The sequence below is a fragment of the Saccharopolyspora karakumensis genome, assembly GCF_004349225.1.
Taxonomy (GTDB): Bacteria; Actinomycetota; Actinomycetes; order Mycobacteriales; family Pseudonocardiaceae; genus Saccharopolyspora; species Saccharopolyspora endophytica.
In genome coordinates this window covers 76,695-98,201 of record NZ_SMLA01000006.1, presented here as the reverse complement: position 1 = coordinate 98,201, position 21,507 = coordinate 76,695, and the positions used below count along the sequence as shown (strand labels likewise).

19 protein-coding genes are annotated in these 21,507 nt (G+C 69.3%); 9 read left to right on the top strand and 10 right to left on the bottom strand.

The features are described 5' to 3' along the window. Positions 1-22 precede the first annotated feature (22 nt). The 5 genes from E1202_RS06325 to E1202_RS06305 all read right to left on the bottom strand — a co-directional run bounded on the left by E1202_RS06325 (position 23) and on the right by E1202_RS06305 (position 5,440). Entirely contained in the window at positions 23-1,381 is a 1,359-nt protein-coding gene (locus E1202_RS06325) for a GntP family permease (RefSeq protein ID WP_132681613.1), read from the bottom strand. A 127-nt stretch (positions 1,382-1,508) separates the two neighbouring features. Continuing rightward, on the bottom strand, positions 1,509-1,808 hold the full coding sequence (locus E1202_RS06320) for a hypothetical protein (protein WP_132681612.1): 300 nt from the start codon (positions 1,806-1,808) through the stop codon (positions 1,509-1,511). Between the two features lie 9 nt (positions 1,809-1,817). Further along, a complete protein-coding gene (locus E1202_RS06315) occupies positions 1,818-3,482 on the bottom strand; it encodes a sodium:solute symporter family protein (RefSeq protein ID WP_132681611.1) in 1,665 nt (554 codons plus the stop codon). Between the two features lie 182 nt (positions 3,483-3,664). Further along, positions 3,665-4,543: a LysR family transcriptional regulator gene (locus E1202_RS06310; protein WP_132681610.1), complete on the bottom strand. Its 879-nt coding sequence runs from the start codon at positions 4,541-4,543 to the stop codon at positions 3,665-3,667. A 141-nt stretch (positions 4,544-4,684) separates the two neighbouring features. Then, positions 4,685-5,440 carry an SDR family oxidoreductase gene (locus E1202_RS06305; RefSeq protein WP_132681609.1) on the bottom strand — a complete coding sequence of 252 codons (756 nt, stop codon included), beginning with the start codon at positions 5,438-5,440 and terminating at the stop codon, positions 4,685-4,687. Positions 5,441-5,654: 214 nt separating this feature from the next. On the opposite strand from E1202_RS06305, the gene E1202_RS06300 reads away from it, so the two are divergent. Next, complete coding sequence (locus E1202_RS06300; protein WP_132681608.1) at positions 5,655-6,101, top strand: hypothetical protein; 447 nt, start codon at positions 5,655-5,657, stop codon at positions 6,099-6,101. Positions 6,102-6,150: 49 nt separating this feature from the next. On the opposite strand, the gene E1202_RS06295 is transcribed toward E1202_RS06300, so the two are convergent. Beyond that, the gene (locus tag E1202_RS06295; protein ID WP_132681607.1) at positions 6,151-7,338 is read right to left on the bottom strand and encodes an MFS transporter; all 1,188 of its coding nucleotides are present in this window, start codon (positions 7,336-7,338) and stop codon (positions 6,151-6,153) included. A gap of 144 nt (positions 7,339-7,482) precedes the next feature. Here E1202_RS06295 and E1202_RS06290 point away from each other — a divergent pair, with 144 nt between their 5' ends. Next, the gene (locus E1202_RS06290) at positions 7,483-7,935 is read left to right on the top strand and encodes a MarR family winged helix-turn-helix transcriptional regulator (RefSeq protein ID WP_132681606.1); all 453 of its coding nucleotides are present in this window, start codon (positions 7,483-7,485) and stop codon (positions 7,933-7,935) included. Beyond that, complete coding sequence (locus E1202_RS06285; RefSeq protein WP_132681605.1) at positions 7,936-8,667, top strand: protein phosphatase 2C domain-containing protein; 732 nt, start codon at positions 7,936-7,938, stop codon at positions 8,665-8,667. It abuts the gene before it with no gap. Positions 8,668-8,764: 97 nt separating this feature from the next. On the opposite strand, the gene E1202_RS06280 is transcribed toward E1202_RS06285, so the two are convergent. From E1202_RS06280 to E1202_RS06265, 4 genes are all read right to left on the bottom strand, one after another. Next, entirely contained in the window at positions 8,765-9,628 is an 864-nt protein-coding gene (locus E1202_RS06280; RefSeq protein WP_132681604.1) for a DUF72 domain-containing protein, read from the bottom strand. A gap of 263 nt (positions 9,629-9,891) precedes the next feature. Beyond that, a complete protein-coding gene (locus E1202_RS06275) occupies positions 9,892-10,713 on the bottom strand; it encodes an FAD binding domain-containing protein (protein WP_132681603.1) in 822 nt (273 codons plus the stop codon). Continuing rightward, positions 10,710-11,183: a (2Fe-2S)-binding protein gene (locus tag E1202_RS06270; protein WP_132681602.1), complete on the bottom strand. Its 474-nt coding sequence runs from the start codon at positions 11,181-11,183 to the stop codon at positions 10,710-10,712. The genes E1202_RS06275 and E1202_RS06270 overlap by 4 nt, the downstream gene beginning before the upstream one ends. 56 nt (positions 11,184-11,239) lie before the next feature. Beyond that, positions 11,240-13,498, bottom strand: a complete 2,259-nt coding sequence (locus E1202_RS06265; RefSeq protein ID WP_132681601.1) for a xanthine dehydrogenase family protein molybdopterin-binding subunit — start codon at positions 13,496-13,498, stop codon at positions 11,240-11,242. A gap of 233 nt (positions 13,499-13,731) precedes the next feature. Between E1202_RS06265 and E1202_RS06260 the strand changes: the two genes are divergently transcribed. From E1202_RS06260 to E1202_RS06235, 6 genes are all read left to right on the top strand, one after another. After that, the gene (locus tag E1202_RS06260) at positions 13,732-15,543 is read left to right on the top strand and encodes a hypothetical protein (RefSeq protein ID WP_132681600.1); all 1,812 of its coding nucleotides are present in this window, start codon (positions 13,732-13,734) and stop codon (positions 15,541-15,543) included. A gap of 115 nt (positions 15,544-15,658) precedes the next feature. Beyond that, entirely contained in the window at positions 15,659-15,949 is a 291-nt protein-coding gene (locus E1202_RS06255) for a hypothetical protein (protein WP_132681599.1), read from the top strand. A gap of 311 nt (positions 15,950-16,260) precedes the next feature. Continuing rightward, positions 16,261-17,061: a hypothetical protein gene (locus E1202_RS06250; protein WP_132681598.1), complete on the top strand. Its 801-nt coding sequence runs from the start codon at positions 16,261-16,263 to the stop codon at positions 17,059-17,061. 178 nt (positions 17,062-17,239) lie between these two features. Then, a complete protein-coding gene (locus E1202_RS06245) occupies positions 17,240-19,132 on the top strand; it encodes a fumarate reductase/succinate dehydrogenase flavoprotein subunit (protein WP_132681597.1) in 1,893 nt (630 codons plus the stop codon). Beyond that, on the top strand, positions 19,132-19,875 hold the full coding sequence (locus tag E1202_RS06240) for a succinate dehydrogenase/fumarate reductase iron-sulfur subunit (protein WP_132681596.1): 744 nt from the start codon (positions 19,132-19,134) through the stop codon (positions 19,873-19,875). The genes E1202_RS06245 and E1202_RS06240 overlap by 1 nt, the downstream gene beginning before the upstream one ends. 750 nt (positions 19,876-20,625) lie before the next feature. After that, the gene (locus E1202_RS06235) at positions 20,626-21,411 is read left to right on the top strand and encodes a VanZ family protein (RefSeq protein WP_132681595.1); all 786 of its coding nucleotides are present in this window, start codon (positions 20,626-20,628) and stop codon (positions 21,409-21,411) included. Positions 21,412-21,507 lie beyond the last annotated feature (96 nt).

The window sequence follows — 21,507 nt, the reverse complement described above, 5'->3', positions numbered from 1 at the left end:
TCCCTCTTCGCGAAAGGTGTTCCTACAGAACGAGGCTGAGCGCCAGGACGGGTCCCATGGCCACCACCGAGGCGACCGACACGCCGACCGAGCAGGTTTTGAGGGCGCCTCGGGTGGTCTGGCCGAGCAGCGACTGCAGCAACCAGAAGGTGTTGCTGGTCAGGTGGACCATGAACAGCGAACCGGCTCCCGCTGCGAGCGCGATGAGCACCGGGTTGACCCCCAGGACGGGCGCCAGCGGGGCGAGCAGACCGGCCGCGGTGATCGCGGAGATGGTCACCGAGCCGACCGCCACGTGCAGGACGGCGGCCATCAGCCAGACCACGAGCAGCGGGGCGAAGGTGTTGGCGGAGAAGAACTCGCCCAGGATGTCGCCGAGACCGGCCTGGTCGATGACTCCCGCGAGGCAGCCGCCGACGCCGTTGAGCAGCAGGATCTGCCCGCTGTCCCGCAATCCGCGGCTCAGCGAGGCGTCCAGCGCGGACTGGCCCAGGTGGCGGAGGCCGACCAAGCAGGTGCCGACCAGTCCGAGCAGCAGGGCGACGACCGGATCCGACAGCAGTGCCAGCACGGGGTTGTTCAGGCCCACCGCGTCGGCGAGGGCACCGGCGGCGATGAGCAGCAGGGCGGCCAGCAGGGGGCCGAAGGACAGCAGCAGCGGCGCCTGCTCGCCGGTGTCCCGCGCGACCATCGCGCCGGGCCCTTCGGTGCGGACCGGTTCGTCCGGGGCGGTGGCGGGCAGCTCGTCGAGCTCGGGCTTCCACCAGCCCCGGGTGAGCACGAAGGTCATCAGCGAGATCGAGATCGCCACGGTCGGGATGATCACGACCAGCCCGTAGAGCAGGTAGGTGCCCAGCGGCACGTGCAGCAGCCCGGCGAGCGCCAGCGCGCCGACGCCGGGAACGGTGAACACGATGCCGCACTCCAGCGAGATGGCCAGCGCGGTGGCCATCCTCGCGGTGCCGTAGCGGCCGAGCTTCGGGGCGATGGCCCTGGCCAGCGGCGCGGAGATGATCAGCAGCACGTCCAGGAAGATGGACTGCAGGAAGGTCGCGATGGTCAGTCCCATCGCGTGCGGCAACCGGTCGGGGCCGAAGCTGCGCAGCAGCAGTTCCACCAGCCGGTCGATGGCCCGCAGATCGCGCAGCACGGCGCCGATGAGCACGCCGAAGGCGACCAGCAGGCCGATCTCGGCCATGATGTCGCCGAACCCGGTGGTGATCGCGTCGACCGTCTTCTCCACGCCTAGTCCGGTGGACAGCCCCAGGTAGCAGGCGCCCAGGACCAGCGCGATCACCGGGTTGAGCTTGAACCTGACGATGAGCAGCACGATGGCCGCCACCGCCACGCCCGTGTTGATCAGGATTGCCGTGTCTGACATGTGGGTCCGTTCCGTCGTGCGCCGTTGCACTGCGCTGGCGAGCCGCGGCTCACATTATGAACATCAACCCACGATGAGAGTCAACGGTGTCGGGCGAGGACGGTGACGGCCCCGGTCTCGCGGGCGGCTACTCCTTCGACGGCGCCTGCAGCGGGCGCAACCGCAGCCAGAGGATGAACAGCGCGCCGACGACCAGCATCGACAGCCCGGTCCACAGGTTGATGTTGATGCCCTGCGCCTTGTCGAGCTCGGCGGCGTCGGGGGAGATCCCGGCGGCGCTGATGAGCAGGCCGTAGACGAGGAACAGGCCGCCGATCACCGTTCGGACGTCGAAGAGCTGCGACGCCGTGCCGGACTTGCGCACCAGGTCGTCGATCTCGGCTGCGTGGTGAGCGATCTCGGTTTCTTCGCGCGGGTTTTCGGCCATCGCGGGCTCCTAGAGGGTGAACGGGATGTAGCAGAGGGCGGACAGGATCAGCGCGCTCCAGCCGAGAACGGCCGGCTTGCGGTACCACGCGTCGTCACCGGCGGCCAGGACTCCCTTGTCCCGGGCGGAGGCCCGGCTGTAGACCAGCCCTTCGAGCTCGGCGGCGGGCTTCGGCTTGGTCGCCAGCGCGATCGGGACGCTGACCAGCAGGTCGACCGCGAAGGCGATCATCGATGCGGTCATGTTCGCGTCCTGGTCCGAGCCCATCTCCACGATGCCGGCCTGGTAGGAGAAGTAGAACGCGATCGGTGCCGCGGTTCCCAGCAGCAGGCCCCAGAAACCGGCCTTGGCGGTCATCCGCTTCCAGAACAGGGCCAGGATGAACGTCGCGAACAGCGGGACGTTGAAGAAGGCGAACAACGTCTGCATGTAGTTCATGATGTTGCTGAACGACGCCGCCAGGAACGCCGTGCCCATGCCGATGACCACGCCGATCGCGGTGATCGCCCGGCCCACCTTCAGGTAGTGCCCGTCGGGCATGTGCGGCTTGATGTAGGCGCGCCAGATGTCGGTGGTGAACACCGTGTTGAAGCTCGACACGTTGGCCGCCATGCCCGCCATGAACGAGGCCATCAGGCCCGTGACCGCGAGACCGAGCACGCCGTTGGGCAGCAGGTCGCGCATCAGGATCGGGATCGCGTCGTTGTAGTCGTAACCGCCGGTCTTGCCGATCGTCGGCTCGATGACCATCGCGATGATGCCCGGCAGCACCACGATCAGCGGGATGAAGATCTTCGGGAACGCCGCGATCAGCGGGGTCCTGCGCGCGGCCGAGAGGTTCTTGGCCGACAGGGATCGCTGCACCTCGGCGAAGTTCGTCGTCCAGTAGCCGAAGGAGATCGCGAAACCGAGGCCGAGGGTGATGGTCAGCCAGTTGGTGCCCAGCGGGTTGGTCTCGCCGAAACCCGTTCCGGCCCAAGTGGACAGGAACATCTCGCCCTGCTGCGAGGTGACCTTCTCGATCAGCCCGTCGATGCCGCCGACCCGGACCAGGCCGAGCACGGTCAGCGGGATCAGCGCGGCGACGATCACGAAGAACTGCAGCACCTCGTTGTAGATCGCCGAGGACAGCCCGCCGATAACGATGTAGGCGAGCACGAAGATCCCCGCCAGCAGGATCGAGATCGGCAGCGGCCAGCCCAGCAGAGCCTTGAGCACGATCGCCAGCGCGTAGAGGTTCACCCCGGCGATCAGCACCGAGGCGACCGCGAAGATGACCGCGCTGAGCAGGTGCGACGAGCGGCTGAACCGCAGCAGCAGGAACTCGGGAACGCTGCGCACCTTCGAGTTGTAGTAGAAGGGCATCATCACCAGGCCGAGGAACACCATGGCCGGGATCGCGCCGATCCAGTACCAGTGCACCGTGTAGGCGCCGTACTGCGCGCCGTTGGCGGCCATGCCCAGGATCTCGGTGGCTCCGAGGTTGGCCGAGACGAACGCCAAGCCGGTGACCCACGCCGGCAGCGCTCGGCCTGCCAGGAAGAAGTCAAGGCTGTTGCTGACGCTGCGGCGCGCGGCCAGCGCGATGCCGAGGACCACGGCGAAGTAGATGACCAGGATGAGCGTGTCCATCCAGTTCATCGACAACCTGAGGTCGTCCGCTGCCAGTGCCATGGTTCCCATCTCCGTCGTAGTCGCGAACGATGTTCGACCAGTCGGACATCGTTCGGCACGGTACGGGAGTGCTGAACGTCCGGTCAATCATCCGTTCGCAGTGCGGTTTGATGGTCCGATCGGACGTGAAGCCTTGCGGCGCCGAAACTTTCACAAGATCCACAGTGGATCTCGTGCGGGCGTCACGCCTCGGTGGCGGCGGCCAGGAAGTCTTCGCGCGCAGGCGAATTGGTGTGCTGCGGCCACAGCGCGTGCAGCGGAACGAACGTGGGCGGGAGCAGGTCGAGCACCCGGACGGTGCCGCCCGCGGCCGGTCCTGCGGCCGCGGTGACCAGCGCGAGATCACCGGTGCCCTGCACCGCGGTGACCGGAGGCGTGCCCTGGATGGGATTGCGCCGGATGTCCGGTTCGAAACCGGCTTGGCGGCAGCACTCGATCAGCAGGTCGGTGTAGCCGGAGCGGCCTGGCAACCCCCACACCACGATCGTCTCGTCGGCGAGCTCCCCGAGCTCGACCGAATCGCGCCGCGCGAGCCGGTGATCGGCGGCCACCGCCACGCGGAGCCGGTGGTGCGCCAGCGTGGTGGAGACCAGCCCGCGGTCGGGCGTCATGCCGCGGCTCAGCCCGAGGTCGAGCTCCCCGGCCACCAGCCCGTCGGTGAGCTCGCCCGGGTAGCGCTGGTTGACCTGCGTGGACAGCTCGGGCTGCACGTCGTGCACCCGGTGCAGCAGCGCGGTCACCTCGTCCCCGGTGACCGCGGGCGTGTGGCCGATCCGCAGCACGTCGGTCTCGCCGCGCCCGATCCGCCGGGCGCGCAGCAACGCCGACCGGGCGGCGCCGTGCAGCAGCCTCGCGTCGGCGATCAGCGCTTCACCGGCGGGCAGGACGGTCAGCTTCGAGCCGGCGCGGTCGAGCAGCTCCACGCCCACCTCGCGCTCCAGCGCGCGGATCGAGGTGGACAGCGCTTGCTGGGACAGGTGCAGACGTCGTGCCGCCCGCGTGAATCCGCCCTCTTCCGCGACCGCGATGAGGTGACCGAGCTTGTGCAGGTCGAGCGTCATCAGGTTCGGACCGCCGAGCGGATCGGGTTGCAGCGCACGTGCTGACCGTATCCCCAGGTCGGCGACGTGCGCAGCCCGTTGCCCCGATGAGCCGGCGTGGACGCCCCCTCCGCGTCCACGCCGGCTCCCGCTCGCCCCCGGTCAGCGAGTGGTGTAGCCGCCGTTGGGGAACAGCGTCTGCCCGGTGAACCACCAGCCCTCGGTGGCCAGGTGCCGGATGATCGGAACGATGTCCTCGATCTTGGTCAGCTGCCCGCCCAGCGCCTGGGACTTGTGGAACTCGACGCGTTCCGGCGTCTCCTGCGGGTAGAAGAACGGGGTGTCCATCGGACCCGGCGCGACCACGTTCACCGAGATCCCGCGATCGGCGAACTCCTTGGCGGCGGCCCGGGTGAAGTGCTCCAGCGGGGCCTTGCCACCGGCGTAGGTGGAGTAACCGTCGGTGAAGGCGGCCAGCAGCGAGGTGCCCAAGCTGATGATCTTGCCGCCGTCGTTGAGACGCCGCCCGGCCTCCTGGATGAAGAAGTAGCCGGCCTTCGCGTTGACCGCGAACATCCGGTCGAACTCCTCCTCCGAGGTCTCCAGGATCGGCTTGCGCAGCACCATCCCCGTGGTGTTCACCGCGATGTCGAGACCGCCGAAGGTGTCCACCGCCGTGTCGAAGAGCCGCCGCACGTCGGCGACCGCGGTCAGGTCGGCCTGCACCGCGACGGCCTGGCTGCCGGCTTCCTGCACCGCTCGCACGGTCTTCTCGGCGTCGGGCGCCGAGGACTCGCTGTGGTAGTGCACGACGATCTTCGCGCCGTCCTCCGCGAGCGTCCGCGACAGCAGGCCGCCGAGGTTCTTCGCACCTCCGCCGACCAGCACGGCCGCGTCCCGCACACCGTCCGAAACCATCGTTCCTCCTCGTCATCGACTCCCGATCCCGACGCTAGGTCCGGGATCGGCCGGAGGGGAAACACGAACAACTGGTGAGCCCACAAAGGACTTGGGTAGTCGCAGGTCGTGCGCGGTCGGCGTCGTTGCGATCAGCGTGCGCGAAACCTCCCTGAGGCCGCCGAAGATCCCCTACACTTCGCCGCGACATGCGCGCCGTCGCTGGGAGGGCCACGTGGCTACCTGGGAAGACCTGAGCAAGTTCATCCGCACGGAGTACCGGCCGGCTCCGGAGGACGATGACGACGAGGAACTCGAGGAAGAGCCGGAGTTCCGGATCATCGAGTCCGGCGAGGAGGAGATCCGGGTCCTCGTCGAGTACGACGACGACCGCAGCCAGATCGTCATCGTCGCCCGCGAGCGGCTCGACGACGCCGAGGACTGGGTCCAGGTGGTCTCGGTGATCGGCCGAGCCGACCAGGTCGACCTGCACAAGCTCCTCGACGAGCTGGGCCAGACCTCGGTGGTGTGCGGTGCGGTGGTCATCGGCGAGCACGTCGTGCTCCGGCACGCCGTCCCGCTGCTCAACCTCGACATCAACGAGTTCGTCGACCCGCTGAACTTCGTCGCCGAGACGGCCGACCACCTCGAGGAGATGTTCTTCCCCGAAGACGACTACTGATCCCGGTCAGCCGGTGGCGCCGCGGGCGAGGCGGCGCCACCGGCGCGGATCAGCCGACCGGGGCCGGAATCGCGGTGTCCGCGCGCTTTTCCGGCTTGGTCGCCGACGCGGTGGCCATCAGGACGACGCTGACGGCGGCCAGCGCGGCGCCGACCCACAGCGGTGAGGTGAAGCCGAGCCCGGCCGCGATGGTCAGGCCGCCGAGCCACGCGCCGAGCGCGTTGCCCACGTTGAACGCCGCGATGTTGATGGCCGAGGCCATCGTCGGCGCGTCGCCGCCGTAGGTCATGACTCGGGTCTGCAGCGGCGGCACGGTGCCGAACCCGAAGCCGCCCATCAGCAGGATCGCCACGACGGTGATCACCTTGAACCCGGCGAGGAGCCCGAAAGCCGCCATCACGGCGGTCAATCCGACCAGCAGCACCAGCATCGTCGCGTCGAGATCGCGGTCGGCCATCCGCGCGCCGAACAGGTTGCCCGCGAACAGGCCCACGCCGAACACCAGCATCAGCCACGGCACGGTGCCCGCCGCGAAGCCGGAGACCTCGGTGACCAGCGGCGCGATGTAGGTGAAGGCGCCGAACATGCCGCCGAAGGCCAGGATCGTGATCGCCACGGTCCACCACACCTGCGGGTGGCGCAGCGCGGCGAGCTCGGCCCGCAGCCGGGTCGGGGCCACGTCGGCGTCGACCTTCGCGCCGGGCACCAGCAGCTGGATGCCGATCAGCGCGACCAGTCCGATCGCGGTGATCGCCCAGAACGTCGAGCGCCATCCCAGCGCCTGCCCCAGGAACGTGCCCAGCGGGACGCCCAGGACGTTCGCGGTGGTCAGGCCCGTGAACATGATCGCCACGGCGCCGGCCTTGCGGTTCGGCGGGACCAGCGCGGCGGCGACCACCGAGCCGATGCCGAAGAACGTGCCGTGGGTGAGCGCGGCGAGGATCCGGCCGGCCAGCATCAGCTCGTAGACCGGGGCGACGGCCGAGAGCAGGTTGCCCGCGATGAACAGGAACATCAGCGAGACCAGGACCTTCTTGCGCGGAAGCCTGGTGACGGCGGCGGTCAGGAAGATCGCCCCGACCGCCACGGCCAGCGCGTACCCGGAGATCAGGTACCCGGCGACCGGGATGCTGACGTCGAAGTCGCCTGCCACCTCCGGGAGCAGGCCCATGATGACGAACTCGGTCAGGCCGATGCCGAACCCGCCGAGTGCGAGGGCCACGAGTGCAACGGGCATCCCCGTACGCTCCTCAAGTGCGTTTGTGGGTAGAGAGCGTGCGCAGGTAGTTGCACACGCGACATAAATAGTTGCACGCGCGCTCTATCGGCGCAAACGGCTACAGTGGGGAGGAGGCGGACGTCACCGGCAGGGAGGTGTGCAGTGGGGATCGCCGACGACGCGGTGGAGATCCGGGCGCGCGGCTGGCGCACGCTCGCAGCCCTGCACGGCAGGATCGAGACCGCGCTGGAGAAGGCGCTGCAGGCCGACCACGGCCTGTCGGTGGTCGAGTACACCGTGCTCGACGCGCTGAGCAGGCAGGACGGCTGGCACATGCGGATGCAGCAGCTCGGCCGCGCCACGGCGCTCAGCGGCAGCGCCACGACGCGCCTGGTGAGCAGGCTCGAAGACCGGATGCTGCTGACCCGGGTGCTGTGCCGCGACGACCGGCGCGGCATCTACACCGAGCTCACCGACGGCGGTCGCGCGCTGCTGAAGAAGGCCAGGCCCACCCACGACGAAACGCTGGAGAAGGCGCTCGCCGAGGCCGAGGAGGTCCCCGAGCTCGCTCCGCTGGTCGAGGCGCTGCACCGGCTACCGCAGCTCGGCGAGTAGATGCCCGCGACGGCAGCGACCATCGCGGCCCCGGGCCGACGCAACGAGGACCACTTCGCGATCGGTCCCGACTGGGCGTTCGTCCTCGACGGCGCCACCGCTCCGGCGGGCGTCGACAGCGGCTGCGCGCACGACGTCGTCTGGCTCGTCCGGCGTCTCGGTGGGGCGCTCGCCGAACTGCTCACGACCAGCGACGACGCGCTCGCCGACGTCCTGGCCGAGGCGATCGACCGCGTTCGCCGAGCCCACGCCGACACCTGCGACCTCACCAACCCCAACAGCCCGTCCTCGACGGTGACGCTGCTGCGGCTCCGCGACCAGGCGGAGCACCTGGTCCTGGCCGACAGCCCGCTGGTCCTCGACGTCGACGGCGAAGTCCGCCCGATCGTCGACGGACGCATCGACCGCCTCCCCAGCTACACCCGCGACGCGGTGGCCGAACTCCGCAACTCCGCGGACGGTTTCTGGGTCGCCTCAACGGTTCCCGAAGCCGCCCACCACGCCATCACCGGCACGACACCTCCGTTCCGCAGGGCGGCCCTGCTCACCGACGGCGCCTCCCGCCACGTCGACCACTTCGCCCTCACCGACTGGCCCGGTTGCCTCGACCTCCTCGACGCGGACGGCCCGTCGACCCTGCTCAACCAGGTCCGCCAAGCCGAAACCACCGGCACTCCACCCCCACGAGCAAAACCCCACGACGACGCCACAGTCGTCCACTGGACCCCCTGACCACCCGTGTGACCGCATCTCAGTGGAAATCAGAGTTCCCGAGTTCCACCGAAATCCGGTCAGCGCCGGCGGGGCGAGGGGTCGCTGGACGGTGGCGTCAGAGGAGACCGGCGAGGGTGATGGCGTCGTGCGGGGCGTGGGCTTTGATGTCGTTGTCGAAATAGGCGTAGACGTCGCGAGTTCCGGTCCCCGGGGCCGGCGCGGCGACGGTGTGGCCGGTGGTGGGTGAGTCGCCGCGGCGCCAGGCGTCGATCAACCGCGCCCAGCGGGCGAGGTCGTCGTCGCCGTAGCCGCTGGCGTAGAGCTCTTCGGCGCCGTGGAAGCGCAGGTAGACGAAGTCTCCGGTGATGTCTTCCAGGTGCGGCCAGCTCCCGGCGGCATCGGCCACGACCAGGGCGATGCCGTGCTCCCGCAGCAGTGCGACGAACTCGGCGGTGGCGAAGCTGGAGTGCCGGACCTCCAGGGCGTGGCGCATCGGCCGGTCCGCGTCGGTCTCGGTGAGCGCCCGGCCGTCCAGCCGCTCGTCGTGCCGCGCGGCGAGGTCGGCCGCCTGCGCGGTGCTGCGCGGCAGCAGCGAGAAGAACTCCACCAAGCGCTCCGGCTCGAACTTCATCGACGGGGGCAGCTGCCACAGCATCGGACCGAGCTTGGCACCCAGCGCCAGCACCCCCGAGGCCAGGAAGTTCGCCAACGCCGTCTCGACACCGCGCAGCCGCTTCATGTGCGTGATGTACCGGCTGCCCTTCACCGAGAACACGAAGTCGTCGGGCGTCTGCTCGGCCCACCGCTGGTAGCTCTCCGGCCGCTGCAACGAGTAGAACGACCCGTTGATCTCCACGCTGCTCATCCGCGCGGCCAGGAATCCCAGCTCGTCGGCACGCCGCAACCCCTCCGGGTAGAACGGCCCCCGCCAAGGCCCGTACACCCACCCGGACGTCCCGACCCGGACCCGACCGACCACGCACCCACGCTAACCCGCACCCGGGGTTGAAGCCGGATTTCCGCAGCTAATCAACATCCTTCGACCAGGCCGACCCCCAGAACGATCCCGAGCACCCGGACTTCCCGGTCACCACCAACCCGGATTACCGCCGTATTCGGGCACCGGATTACCGGCGCAATCCGGTCACCCGTGGGCGAGGTGAGGTGGTGTGGGCGCAGGTGTTGTGCGCAGACGCCGAAGGGCGCCTCCGGGGGAGGCCGGAGGCGCCCTTCGGGTGGTGTTCAGCCGGCTCGGTTGGCTGCGGCTTCGAGGGCTCTGCGGACGAGGACCTTGGCCAGGTGGCGGCGGTAGTCCGCGCTGGCCGTGGGCTGGTCCGGGGGAGAGGTGTTCTCGGCTGCGCGTTCCGCTGCTTCGGCGGGGTTGGCGCCCGAGGCCAGTGCTTCCTCGACGCCTGCCGCGCGCATCGGGGTGGGACCCATGTTGACCAGGCCGACGCGGTTGCCCGCGACGGCCACGCCGACGACCGCCCAGTCGATGGCGCGCTTGGTGAACTTCTGGAAGTCCCAGCCCTGCGCGGAGTTCTTCTCGATCCGGATCTCCACCAGCAGCTCGTCCTCGCCGAGCGAGGTCTCGAAGAAGTCGGTGAAGAAGTCCGTGATCGCGATCTCGCGGGTGCCCGACGGGCCCTGGGCGACCAGGACCGCGTCCAGCGCCAGCGCGACCGCCGGCAGGTCCGAGGCCGGGTCGCCGTGGACCAGCGAACCGCCGATGGTGCCGCGGTGGCGGACCTGCGGGTCGCCGATGGTGCCCGCGGCGTGGGCCAGCAGCGGCGCCTCGCGCTTGAGAAGGTCCGAGTGCTCGATGTCGTGGTGCCTGGTCAGGGCACCGATGCGGATCTGCGAACCCTCCTCGCGGATGTAGGACAGGTCGCGCAGGCCGCCGACGTCGATGACGACCTCCGGCACAGCCAGCCGCAGCTTCATCAGCGGCAGCAGCGAATGCCCGCCGGCCAGCAGCTTCGCGTCGTCGCCGTGCTCGGCGAGCAGGTTCAGCGCCTCGTCGACCGTGGTGGCGCGCTTGTAGGTGAAGGCGGCAGGAATCATTCCGCGGCCCCCTGCTTCTCCTTGGCCGCGTCGAGCACGGCTTGAACGATGTTGTGGTAGCCGGTGCAGCGGCAGAGGTTGCCCTCCAGGCCGGACCGGACCTCGGCCTCGGTCGGGTCCGGGTTCTCCTCGACCAGCGACACCGAGGCCATCACCATGCCGGGCGTGCAGTAACCGCACTGCAAGCCGTGGTGGGTCTGGAACGCGCGCTGCATCGGGTGCAGCTGCTCGCCGTCCGACAGGCCCTCGATGGTGGTGACCTCACTGCCCTCGGCCTGCGCGGCGAGCACGGTGCAGGACTTCACCGACTCGCCGTCGAGCAGCACCGTGCACGCGCCGCAGGACGTGGTGTCGCAGCCGATGTTGGTGCCGGTCAGCTCGCAGTCGTCGCGCAGGTACTGGACGAGCAGGGTGCGGTCCTCGACCTCGTGGCTCCGCTGCTCGCCGTTGACGTTGATCGAAACTTGCACGAAGGAACTCCTCAACGCTTCTCAGGTGGACTACCTGAACAAGATCAGCGGGTTTTCTATGCCTGGTTGATGGTCTGCCACACCCGTTCGGGCGTGGTCGGCATGTCGATGTGCCGAACACCCAGGTGGGACAGGGCGTCCACCACCGCGTTCTGCACCGCCGGGGTGGCGCCGATGGTCCCGGCCTCGCCGATCCCCTTGGCGCCCAGCGGGTTCAGCGTGGTGGGCGTTTCCATCGTCAGCAGCTCGAAGCTGGGCAGCTCGGCGGCGGTGATGATCGCGTAGTCGGCGAAGCTGGCGTTCTGCGGGTTCCCGTCGGAGTCGTAGGAGACCTCCTCCAGCAGCGCCTGCGCCGCGCCCTGCGCGATGCCGCCGTGCCGCTGGCCCTCGGTGAGGATCGGGTTGACGATCACGCCCGCGTCGTCGACCGTGATGTGCCGCAGGTAGTCGACCTTGCCGGTCTCCACGTCGACCTCGACCACCGCGAGGTGGCTGCCGAACGGGAACGTCGGCCGGTCCTCCACGAAGTGCACGTCGGCGGCCAGGCCGTCCTCGGCCTTCTGCGCCAGTTCGGCCCACGACACCGTGACGTTGGGCGCACCGCGCACCTGCCACGTGCCGTCGGTGAGCTCGATGTCGGCCTCGTCGCTCTCGATCATCTCGGCGGCCAGCTTGCGGGCCTTGTCCTTGACGTCGACCGCGGCGCGGTGCACCGCGGTGCCGCCCAGCTGGAGCGAGCGCGAGCCCATCGTCCCGACGCCCTTGGGGATCAGGTCGGTGTCGCCGTGCACGACCTCGATCTTGTCCAGGTCGATGCCCAGCTGCTCGGAGACCAGCATCGCGAACGTCGTCCAGTGGCCCTGGCCGTGCGCGGAACTGCCGGTGAGCACCAGAGCGCTGCCGTCCGGGCGGATTTCGACGTGCCCGGTCTCGCCCTCGGTGTTGTTCGGCGCGGTGATCTCCACGTAGCTGGCCAGGCCGATGCCCAGCTGCTTGGTGGCACCGTCCGCGCGCCGCTTGGCCTGCTCCTCGCGCAGGGAGGCGTAGTCGGCGGCGTCCAGCACCGAGTCGAGGCCCTTGATGTACTCGCCGGAGTCGTAGAGCATCCCGCCCGGCGTCTGGTACGGGAACTGCTCCGGCTTGACCAGGTTCGCGCGTCGCACATCGGCCGGGTCGGCACCGATCTCGGCGGCGAACAGGTCGATCGCGCGCTCGATCGCCGCGGTGGCCTCCGGACGTCCCGCGCCGCGGTAGGCGCCGATCGGCGTGGTGTTGGTGACCACCGTTTGCGCCCGCGACTCGACCTTGGGGATGTCGTAGACGCCGCTGGCCATCATCTGCGTGAACACCGGCAGGAACGCGCCCATCCGCGGGTAGGCGCCCACGTCCTGCACGATCTCCAGCCGGTAGGCCTGGATCGTCCCGTCGCGACGGCCGCCGATGGTGACCACGTGCCGCTGCGCGCGGCCGTGGGTCATCGCCACCAGGTTCTCGCTGCGGGTCTCCACCCACTTGACCGGCTTGCCGACCTGCTTGGACACCAGCGACAGCAGCGCGGCCTCCTGCTCGGAGCCGATCTTGGCGCCGAAACCGCCACCGACGTCGGGCGTGATCACCCGCAGCTCGTCCTGCGGCAGGCCGAGATTGGCCATCAGCTCGTCGCGGCAGGACTGCGCGTTCTGGTTGGACAGCCAGAAGGTGACCTTCTCGCCCTCCCACGCGCAGGCCGCCGACCGGCCTTCCAGCGAGGCCGCGGCGACGCGCTGGTTGAGGATCTGCTTGCTGACGACGACCTCGCAGTCGGCGAACAGCGAGTCGTCGAGTTCACCGGCGGTGCCGATGACGTTGGTGCCCGCTTCCGGGAACACCAGCTTCTCGCCGGCCAGCGCCTCGTCGAGGTCGATCACCGCGTCGAGCGGGTCGTAGTCGATCGAGACCATTTCGGCCGCGTCCTGGGCCTGGCCCAGGGTTTCGGCGACGACCGCCACGACCGGCTCGCCGACGTAGCGGACCACGCCCTTGGCCAGGTGGGGCCGGTCCATGCCGGGTGGGGTGGGGCCGGAGAGGCTGCCGCCCGAGGGGTACGGCGGGAGGTCGACGTCGTCGGCCGTGAAGACCCCGTGCACGCCGGGAGCCGACTTGGCTTCGTCGACGTCCACTTCGGTGATGGTGGCGTTCGCCAGCGGGCTGCGGACGAAGAGGACGTGCAGTGCGCCCTGCAGGGCGGGTTCACGCAGGTCGTCCACGTAGGTGCCGCCGACTGTGAGAAGGCGTGGGTCTTCGACACGTTGGACCCGGGTGCCGAGAATGCTCAAAGCTGCCTCGCAGTCAACAGGATCAGATCACAATAGTTCGGGAACCAACCGAGAGTCTTGTGCTCCGGACTGGGAGCCACAAGACTTGACGCTTGAAGAAGTCGGCGTGTCGTGGATGCCCGCGGCGGAAGGATCATCGAAAGATTCCACCATTCGGGTGAACCGTCACTCTGACAACGTTGAATGTCACAGTACGGCCTGACATTGTCGAAGGTTTAGTGTTCGATCACGTCATGACCTCGTTCCTCCAGCAGCCGTCGGGCCCTGCCCCGTCGGATGGCGCGGACCTGGTCCAGATCCTCATCGCCGCGGGAAGTGCCGGACTGCTGGCCGCACTGCTGATCGCGCTCGGATACGGCCACCGCACCGGGAAGATCACGGTGCTCGCCCGCCTCGCCGAACGATCCGAGCACTCCTGGCTGCTGCGAGGACTTCCCGGCTGGGCCGCGCTCCCGCTGCGACTGGCGCTGACCTCGCTGCTGGTGACGCTGCTGGGCCTCTACTGGGACATCGCGCTGCGCATCACGCAGGGCCGCGGATCCGGACCGCTGTCCAACATCGCGCACTACCCGATCCTGTTCGGGATCTTCGGTCTCTGCGTCGCCGGCACGCTCGCGATGGTGCTGCCGGTCGGCGAGCACCCGGGCCGCGCCGCGCTGCGCATCACCAAGTGCTGGGAAGCGCCCACCAGCGGACTCCTGCTGGGGCTCGCCGGTTTCTTCTCGCTGCTGGGATTCCCGCTCGACGCCGTGTGGCAGCGGCTCTTCGGCCAGGACGTCACGTTGTGGGGACCCGCCCGGCTGATGGTCATCGGCGGGGTCTCGCTGTCGCTGGTGGCCATGGCGCTGCTGGAGCGCGAGGGCAGGTTCGTGCGCACCGGCCGCGCCGAGACGATGCGCGCGCTCTACGTCCGGCGCGGCCTGCTCTGCGGGGCGCTGCTGGTCGGGTTGTCGGTCTTCCAGGCGGAGTGGGACTTCGGCGTCCCGCAGTTCCGGATGGTCTTCCAGCCGCTGCTGATCGCCGTCTCCGCCGGCTGCGCGCTGGTGGCCGCGCGGCTGTGGGTCGGGCCCGGCGGCGCGATGCTGGCGGTCGCGCTGTTCGTGCTCACCCGCGGCGGCATCACCCTGCTCGTCGGGCCGGTGCTCGGCGGGCCGACCGCCGCGATCCCGATGTACGTGGTCGAGGCGCTGTGCGTGGAGCTGGCCGCGACGGCACTGGCCCGGAGACCGCTGGCGCTGGGCGTGTTCTCCGGACTCCTGATCGGAACCATCGGCTACACCAGCGAATACCTGTGGACCGCCGCGGCCTACCGGCTGCCGTGGTCGCCGGACATGCTGCCGGAGGGCGTGCTGATGTCGCTGACCGGCGGCGTCTGCGGTGGCCTCCTCGGGGCGCTGCTGGTGCGGGCGCTGCGCGGTGAGCTGCCGCCCGCGCGCACGCGCAACGCCCTGTTCGGGCTGGCGGTCACCGGGATCGCGGTCGCCGTCGTCAACGGGCTGGTCGGCACCTCGCCGGACGGCGTGCGCGCGAGCGTTGCCGTCGACGAGCAGACGTATCAGGCCGTGGTGCGCATCGAACCGGCCCCGATCGCCCATCACCCGACCTGGCTGACCATCACCGGCTGGCACGGCGGTTCGCTGCACGTCGACCGGCTCACCGAGGTGGTGCCCGGCATCTACCGCACCAACCGGGCGATGCCGGTGCACGGGGCGTGGAAGACGATCATCCGGCTGCACTCCGGCCGCGCGATCCTCGCGATGCCGGTGTACCTGCCCGCCGACGCGGCCCGGAACAAACCGGGCGTCCCGGCGCCATCGCAGTTCACCCGCGACGCGCTGCCGGAGTACCAGCTGCTGCGCCGCGAGGCGGCTCCCGGCGTCCCGGACTGGCTCTGGCCCGCGGCCTCGGCGGTGGTCGCGGTCCTCTCGCTGGCCTACGTCCTGGCGCTGGGCTGGGGAGGTCAGCGCATCGGCCGGGCCATCTCGGGCCCGCCGTGCGCCGAACGCGCCCGGACCGCGACCGGCCTCGCGACCGAATCCTCGTAATGGCCCGTCCGGGGGACCGGCCGGGTGATCGTCTGGTGTGGTACTTGTCACATTTGGTCGTGGCGGGCAGAGTCTAGGCGGAGGTTCTACCACCTAGGCGCGAGAGGTGTTCGCGATGGCCCCGACGACGACCGAACTGGCCGAGTTCCAACGGGTGCTGGCGCAGCTGCGGACCAGCGCCGGAGCGCTGCGGCGGCGCTACGGCGACGCCGCGGTGGTGCGCCGGATCCACAACGACATCGAGCGGCTCGACATCGACGCCGGCGAGCTGTCCGCCGTGGTCCCCACCCCGCGGACCGGCGACGACGTCCGCGACGACGTGGTGATCGTGCCCGACACCCCCTACGACCCGTCGCTGTGGCAGGACGCCGACGACGAGGGGCTCGGAGGCCAGTTCCGGCACTGATCGACGAGCGGTCGGACGCGGCGACAGCCGCTGCTTCAGGTGCGGGACTCGACCCGCACCGCCGCGGGTTCGACACGTCGCCTGGCGAGGACGCCGCGACGACGTGCATCGGCGCACATGAGGAGCGGTGCCCGGAGTCCAGGCGGCGTGTCAGGTTCCACCACCGGCACCCCCCCGAGCACCGCGAGTCGCGCATCCCCAGGGGGCGAAGTTGCGCCCTTTGGGGGACTACCTGGCGCGGTGCGACCTGATCCACAATGAGCGGCCTCATGCTGAGCACGTCGGACGACTCCTGACAACGAGGTCGACGAATGTCCGCACTCGCTAGCTCCACGGGCCGGGCCCGCATCGGCGCGCGCACGCTGCGCACGGACCGCTGGTGGCTCCCGCCGCTGATGACCTTCCTCGGCCTGATGGCCTTCGTGGTCTACGGCCTGGTCCGCACGTTCATGAACCAGTGGTACTGGGTACCGGAGCACAACTACCTGGCGCCGTTCTTCTCGCCGTGCCTGTCCGCGGCGTGCGTGCCGGGATCGAGCCACTTCGGCCAACCGTTCCCGGACCTGGGGTGGTTGGTCCCGCCGCCGATCTTCGTGCTGCCGTTCGTGCTCGGGTTCCGGCTGACCTGCTACTACTACCGCAAGGCGTACTACCGGGCGTTCTGGGCGTCGCCGCCGGCCTGCGCGGTCGGCGAGCCGCACAGCCGCTACACCGGCGAGACCCGGTTCCCGCTGATCATGCAGAACGTGCACCGGTACTTCTTCTACGCGGCGATGCTGGTCGCGGCGGTGCTCACCTACGACACCGTGATCGCCTTCAAGGGCACCGACGGCGGTGTCGGTGTCGGGCTGGGCGCGCTGCTGATGGTGGTCAACGTGGTGCTGCTGTGGTCCTACACGCTGTCCTGCCACTCCTGCCGCCACCTCATCGGCGGACGCCTCAACCACTTCTCCAAGCACCCGGTGCGCTACTGGCTCTGGACCAAGATCACCTGGCTCAACGGCAAGCACATGCTGCTCGCCTGGTGCTCGCTCGCCTCGGTGGCTCTGGTCGACCTGTACGTGATGCTGGTGGCGGCCGGAGCCATCACTGATCCCAGACTGTTCAACTGACGTTTCCGGGGTGATCTGCGTTGCGGTGCGGGTGGGGGAACCTGAGCGCGTCCCCGGCTGCGGGACCTCCTCCTCGTGAATGCCGATTCACAGCATCGGAGCTGCCCGCGGTGACGAGGGTGGGCGGTGAAAGAGAGAGCGGCTCCGCCGCTTCCCAACGAATCCTGAAGGACTGAATGTGGAGATCGAACGGCACGAGTACGACGTGGTCGTGATCGGCGCCGGTGGCGCGGGTCTGCGCGCGGCGATCGAGACGCGTTCGGCGGGGTTGCGGACCGCCGTGGTGTGCAAGTCGCTGTTCGGCAAGGCGCACACCGTGATGGCCGAGGGCGGCATCGCCGCCTCGATGGGCAACGTCAACTCCCGCGACGACTGGCAGGTGCACTTCCGCGACACCATGCGCGGCGGGAAGTTCCTGAACAACTGGCGGATGGCCGAGCTGCACGCGCGCGAGGCGCCGCAGCGGGTGTGGGAGCTGGAGACCTACGGGGCGCTGTTCGACCGGACCCCGGACGGCCGGATCAGCCAGCGCAACTTCGGCGGCCACGAGTACCCGAGGCTCGCGCACGTCGGCGACCGGACCGGCCTGGAGCTGATCCGCACGCTGCAGCAGAAGATCGTCTCGCTGCAGCAGGAGGACCACGCCGAGTTCGGCGACTACGAGGCGCGCATCAAGGTCTTCCAGGAGTGCACGGTCACCGAACTGCTCAAGGACGGCCCCGCGGTCTCCGGAGCGTTCGGCTACTGGCGGGAGTCCGGGCGCTACGTGCTCTTCGACGCGCCCGCGGTCATCCTCGCCACCGGCGGCATCGGCAAGTCGTTCAAGGTCACCTCGAACTCCTGGGAGTACACCGGCGACGGGCACGCGCTCGCCCTGCGCGCCGGGGCATCGCTGATCAACATGGAGTTCGTGCAGTTCCACCCGACCGGCATGGTGTGGCCGCCGAGCGTGAAGGGAATCCTGGTCACCGAATCGGTGCGCGGTGACGGCGGTGTTCTGCGGAACTCCGAGGGCCGCCGGTTCATGTTCGACTACATCCCCGAGGTGTTCAAGGACAACTACGCCGACAGCGAGGCCGAGGCGGACCGCTGGTACGACGACCCGGACAACAACCGCAGACCGCCCGAACTGCTGCCGCGCGACGAGGTCGCGCGCGCCATCAACAACGAGGTCAAGGAAGGCCGGGGTTCGGAGCACGGCGGGGTTTTCCTCGACGTGGCAACGCGTTTGCCCGCCGAGACCATCACCAAGCGACTGCCGTCGATGCACCACCAGTTCAAGGAACTGGCCGATGTGGACATCACCGCGGAGTCCATGGAGGTCGGGCCGACCTGCCACTACGTGATGGGCGGGGTCGAGGTCGATCCGGACACCGCGGCGTCCCGGGTGCCCGGTCTGTTCGCCGCGGGCGAGGTCGCCGGCGGCATGCACGGTTCGAACCGGCTGGGCGGCAACTCGTTGTCGGACCTGCTGGTCTTCGGCCGCCGTGCGGGAGCGGGCGCCGCGGGGTACGTGCAGGGCCTGTCGGGACGCCCGTCGATCAGCACGTCCGATGTGGACGCTGCGGCCGTGCGCGCCGCCGATCCGTTCAACCCCGCCGACGGGCGCAGCGAGAACCCCTACGCGCTGCACTCGGAGTTGCAGCAGGCGATGAACGACCTCGTCGGCATCATCCGGCGCGGCGAGGAGATGCGTGAGGCGCTGGACCGGCTGCGCGAGCTCGTGGGGCGGGCCGAACACCTCGAAGTGGAGGGCAACCGGCAGTTCAACCCCGGCTGGCACCTGGCCATCGACCTGCGCAACATGCTGCTGGTCAGCGAGTGCGTCGCCCGCGCGGCCCTGCTGCGCACCGAGAGCCGGGGCGGGCACACCCGCGACGACCACCCGGTGATGGAAGCCCGGTGGCGCCGAAAACTGCTGGCCTGCCGGCAGTCCGGAGACGGAGTCGAGGTCACCGAGCAGCCGCAGGTGCCGATGCGGCCGGACCTGCTGGAGCTGTTCAAGCTGGAGGAACTGCGCAAGTACTACACCGAGGACGAGCTCTCGGACGTCCACGCGAAGGAGCTGTGATGGGGTACCAGGCGCACTTCCGCGTGTGGCGCGGCGCCGACGACGGCGAGCTGCAGGACTACACCGTCGAGGTCAACGAGGGCGAGGTCGTCCTCGACATCGTCCACCGCTTGCAGGCGACCCAGGCCCCGGACATGGCGGTCCGCTGGAACTGCAAGGCGGGCAAGTGCGGCTCGTGCTCGGCGGAGATCAACGGTCGGCCGCGGCTGCTGTGCATGACCCGGATGTCCACCTTCACCGAGGCCGAGACCATCACGATCACCCCGTTGCGCACCTTCCCGCTGGTCAAGGACCTGGTGACGGACGTGTCCTACAACTACACCAAGGCCCGCGAGGTCCCGGCGTTCACGCCGCCCGCCGACCTCGAACCCGGCGAGTACCGGATGCAGCAGGTCGACGTGCAGCGCTCGCAGGAGTTCCGCAAGTGCATCGAGTGCTTCCTCTGCCAGGACACCTGCCACGTCATCCGCGACCACGAGGAGAACAAGGAGGCCTTCTCCGGCCCCCGCTTCCTGATGCGCGTCGCCGAACTGGAGATGCACCCGCTCGACGAGGCCCGGGATCGTCCCGAGCAGGCCAGGGGAGACCACGGTCTCGGGATGTGCAACATCACCAAGTGCTGCTCCGAGGTGTGCCCGGAGAACATCCACATCACCGACAACGCCCTCATCCCCCTCAAGGAACGAGTCGCCGACCACCGCTACGACCCGATCCTGAGGTTCTTCCGCAAGAAGCAGGAGTGATCTGCGACTCCGAAGCGGCCCACCGGTGAACATCGGTGGGCCGCTTCGGTTCTGAGGAGTCGCTGCGCCGGGAGTTGCCGGCCGTGTAGGTTGAGGCCGCGAGCGCCGTCCGGGTTCGCGCAGTGCTGGGGTTCACCGGGGATTCCCCGTTGTTCACGGTACTTGTCATCGTGTTCACGTGCGGTTACGCGGAATTCACGAATATCCGGGCGTTGGCAAAGCTGTGAAATTTCGAGCGGATCACGCGAGTATCTCGCCCCGCTTCTGGGGAATCGCAGTTCGCGGCGGTTCCATCCACTGGTTCGCGTCCATTGTGGAGATCCTCGCGCGCTATGGCGTCTTCTTGCCATGGCTGTCGTTCGACGGGCTTCGCCGGTTACGTTCCATTGCGAACGGAGTCGATTCAGACGGACATCAACCGACCAGTCGCGGGGACCGCGTCGAGGTCGGCCGGACAGCGGATGGGACCCGTACCCCGACGAGGGCCCAGCACTCCGCCGAATGGCCTCCCACCTCGCGAATCCCCGCCCTGTCGCCCGCTCGGTGACAGGGGCCGGCGGCCGGACGTCGCGAAACCCCGAGGCGGCGTCCGGCCGCCACCGGCCGATGCAGACCCCCAGAAGATCTCGGTCAACGCCGACCGCTGGAAATGACAATTCCCAACGGTTTCCAGGTATTCGGGATATCCGTTGCGGATTAACCGAGTTCCTCGTGGTTCTGGCGCTGGCTGCCAGAGGAAGTGCGGCGGACGTGCAGCAGATTCTCGTGGCATTCGACGGATTCGTTCCGGTGGTGACGACACTGCTCTTGATCGCGGTCGCCGTCGGATTCGGATCGGGATTGCTTCGCGGCTATTCAACCGAGCCGTTCGTGATGCGGCAACCGTTGATCGACGGTGCCCTCGCCTACTCGGTGCTGGTCGTGGGCTACCTGGTCTTCACGCCTCAGGTGCCGACCCTGGAGCCCTTCCGGCCCGAAATCGGCAACGACGTCTCGGAGGCGCTGGCCGCCGCGCCCGGCGACTCGCAGCCGTGGATCCAGCTGGCCGGCAACCTCGTGCTGCTGCTGCCGCTGAGCGTGCTGGTGCCGCAACGCGTTCCGTGGTTCGACAACCTGGCCAAGATCGCGTTCGGCGGTCTGCTGTGCTCGTCCTCGATCGAGGCGATCCAGTTCGTCGCGATCAGCGGCCGCGTCTGCTCCACCGATGACATCGTCTGCAACACCGTCGGCGCCGTGCTCGGCGGCATGCTGGTGCGGCTGCCGTACTGGATCAGCCCGACGAGCCGGCCGCAGCACCGGCCGACCGGCGACGCCGATCCGACGGTCTGGCTGCTCATCGCCCGCATAGAGCACGAGCGGCAGTGCCGCCAGGCGGCGGCCCAGAGCCGCCAGAGCCTCCCGCGAAGGCGCCCGGTCGTGCCGCAGCAGCCGGTGTTCACCAAGCGCCCGGCGCTCGCGGGCCAGGACGCCTTCCACCAGCCGCCTCGCCTGGTCGGGCCGCCGCAGCAGCGGCGCCCGCTGCAACGCACCCGCTGACCCCGGTGGTCGGGGCTTCTCCCGTCGCGCTCCCGACCACCGGCCCAGCGGTCACGCGGGCAGTGGTCGTTGTGCTTGGCGGTGCGGGTAGCGGAA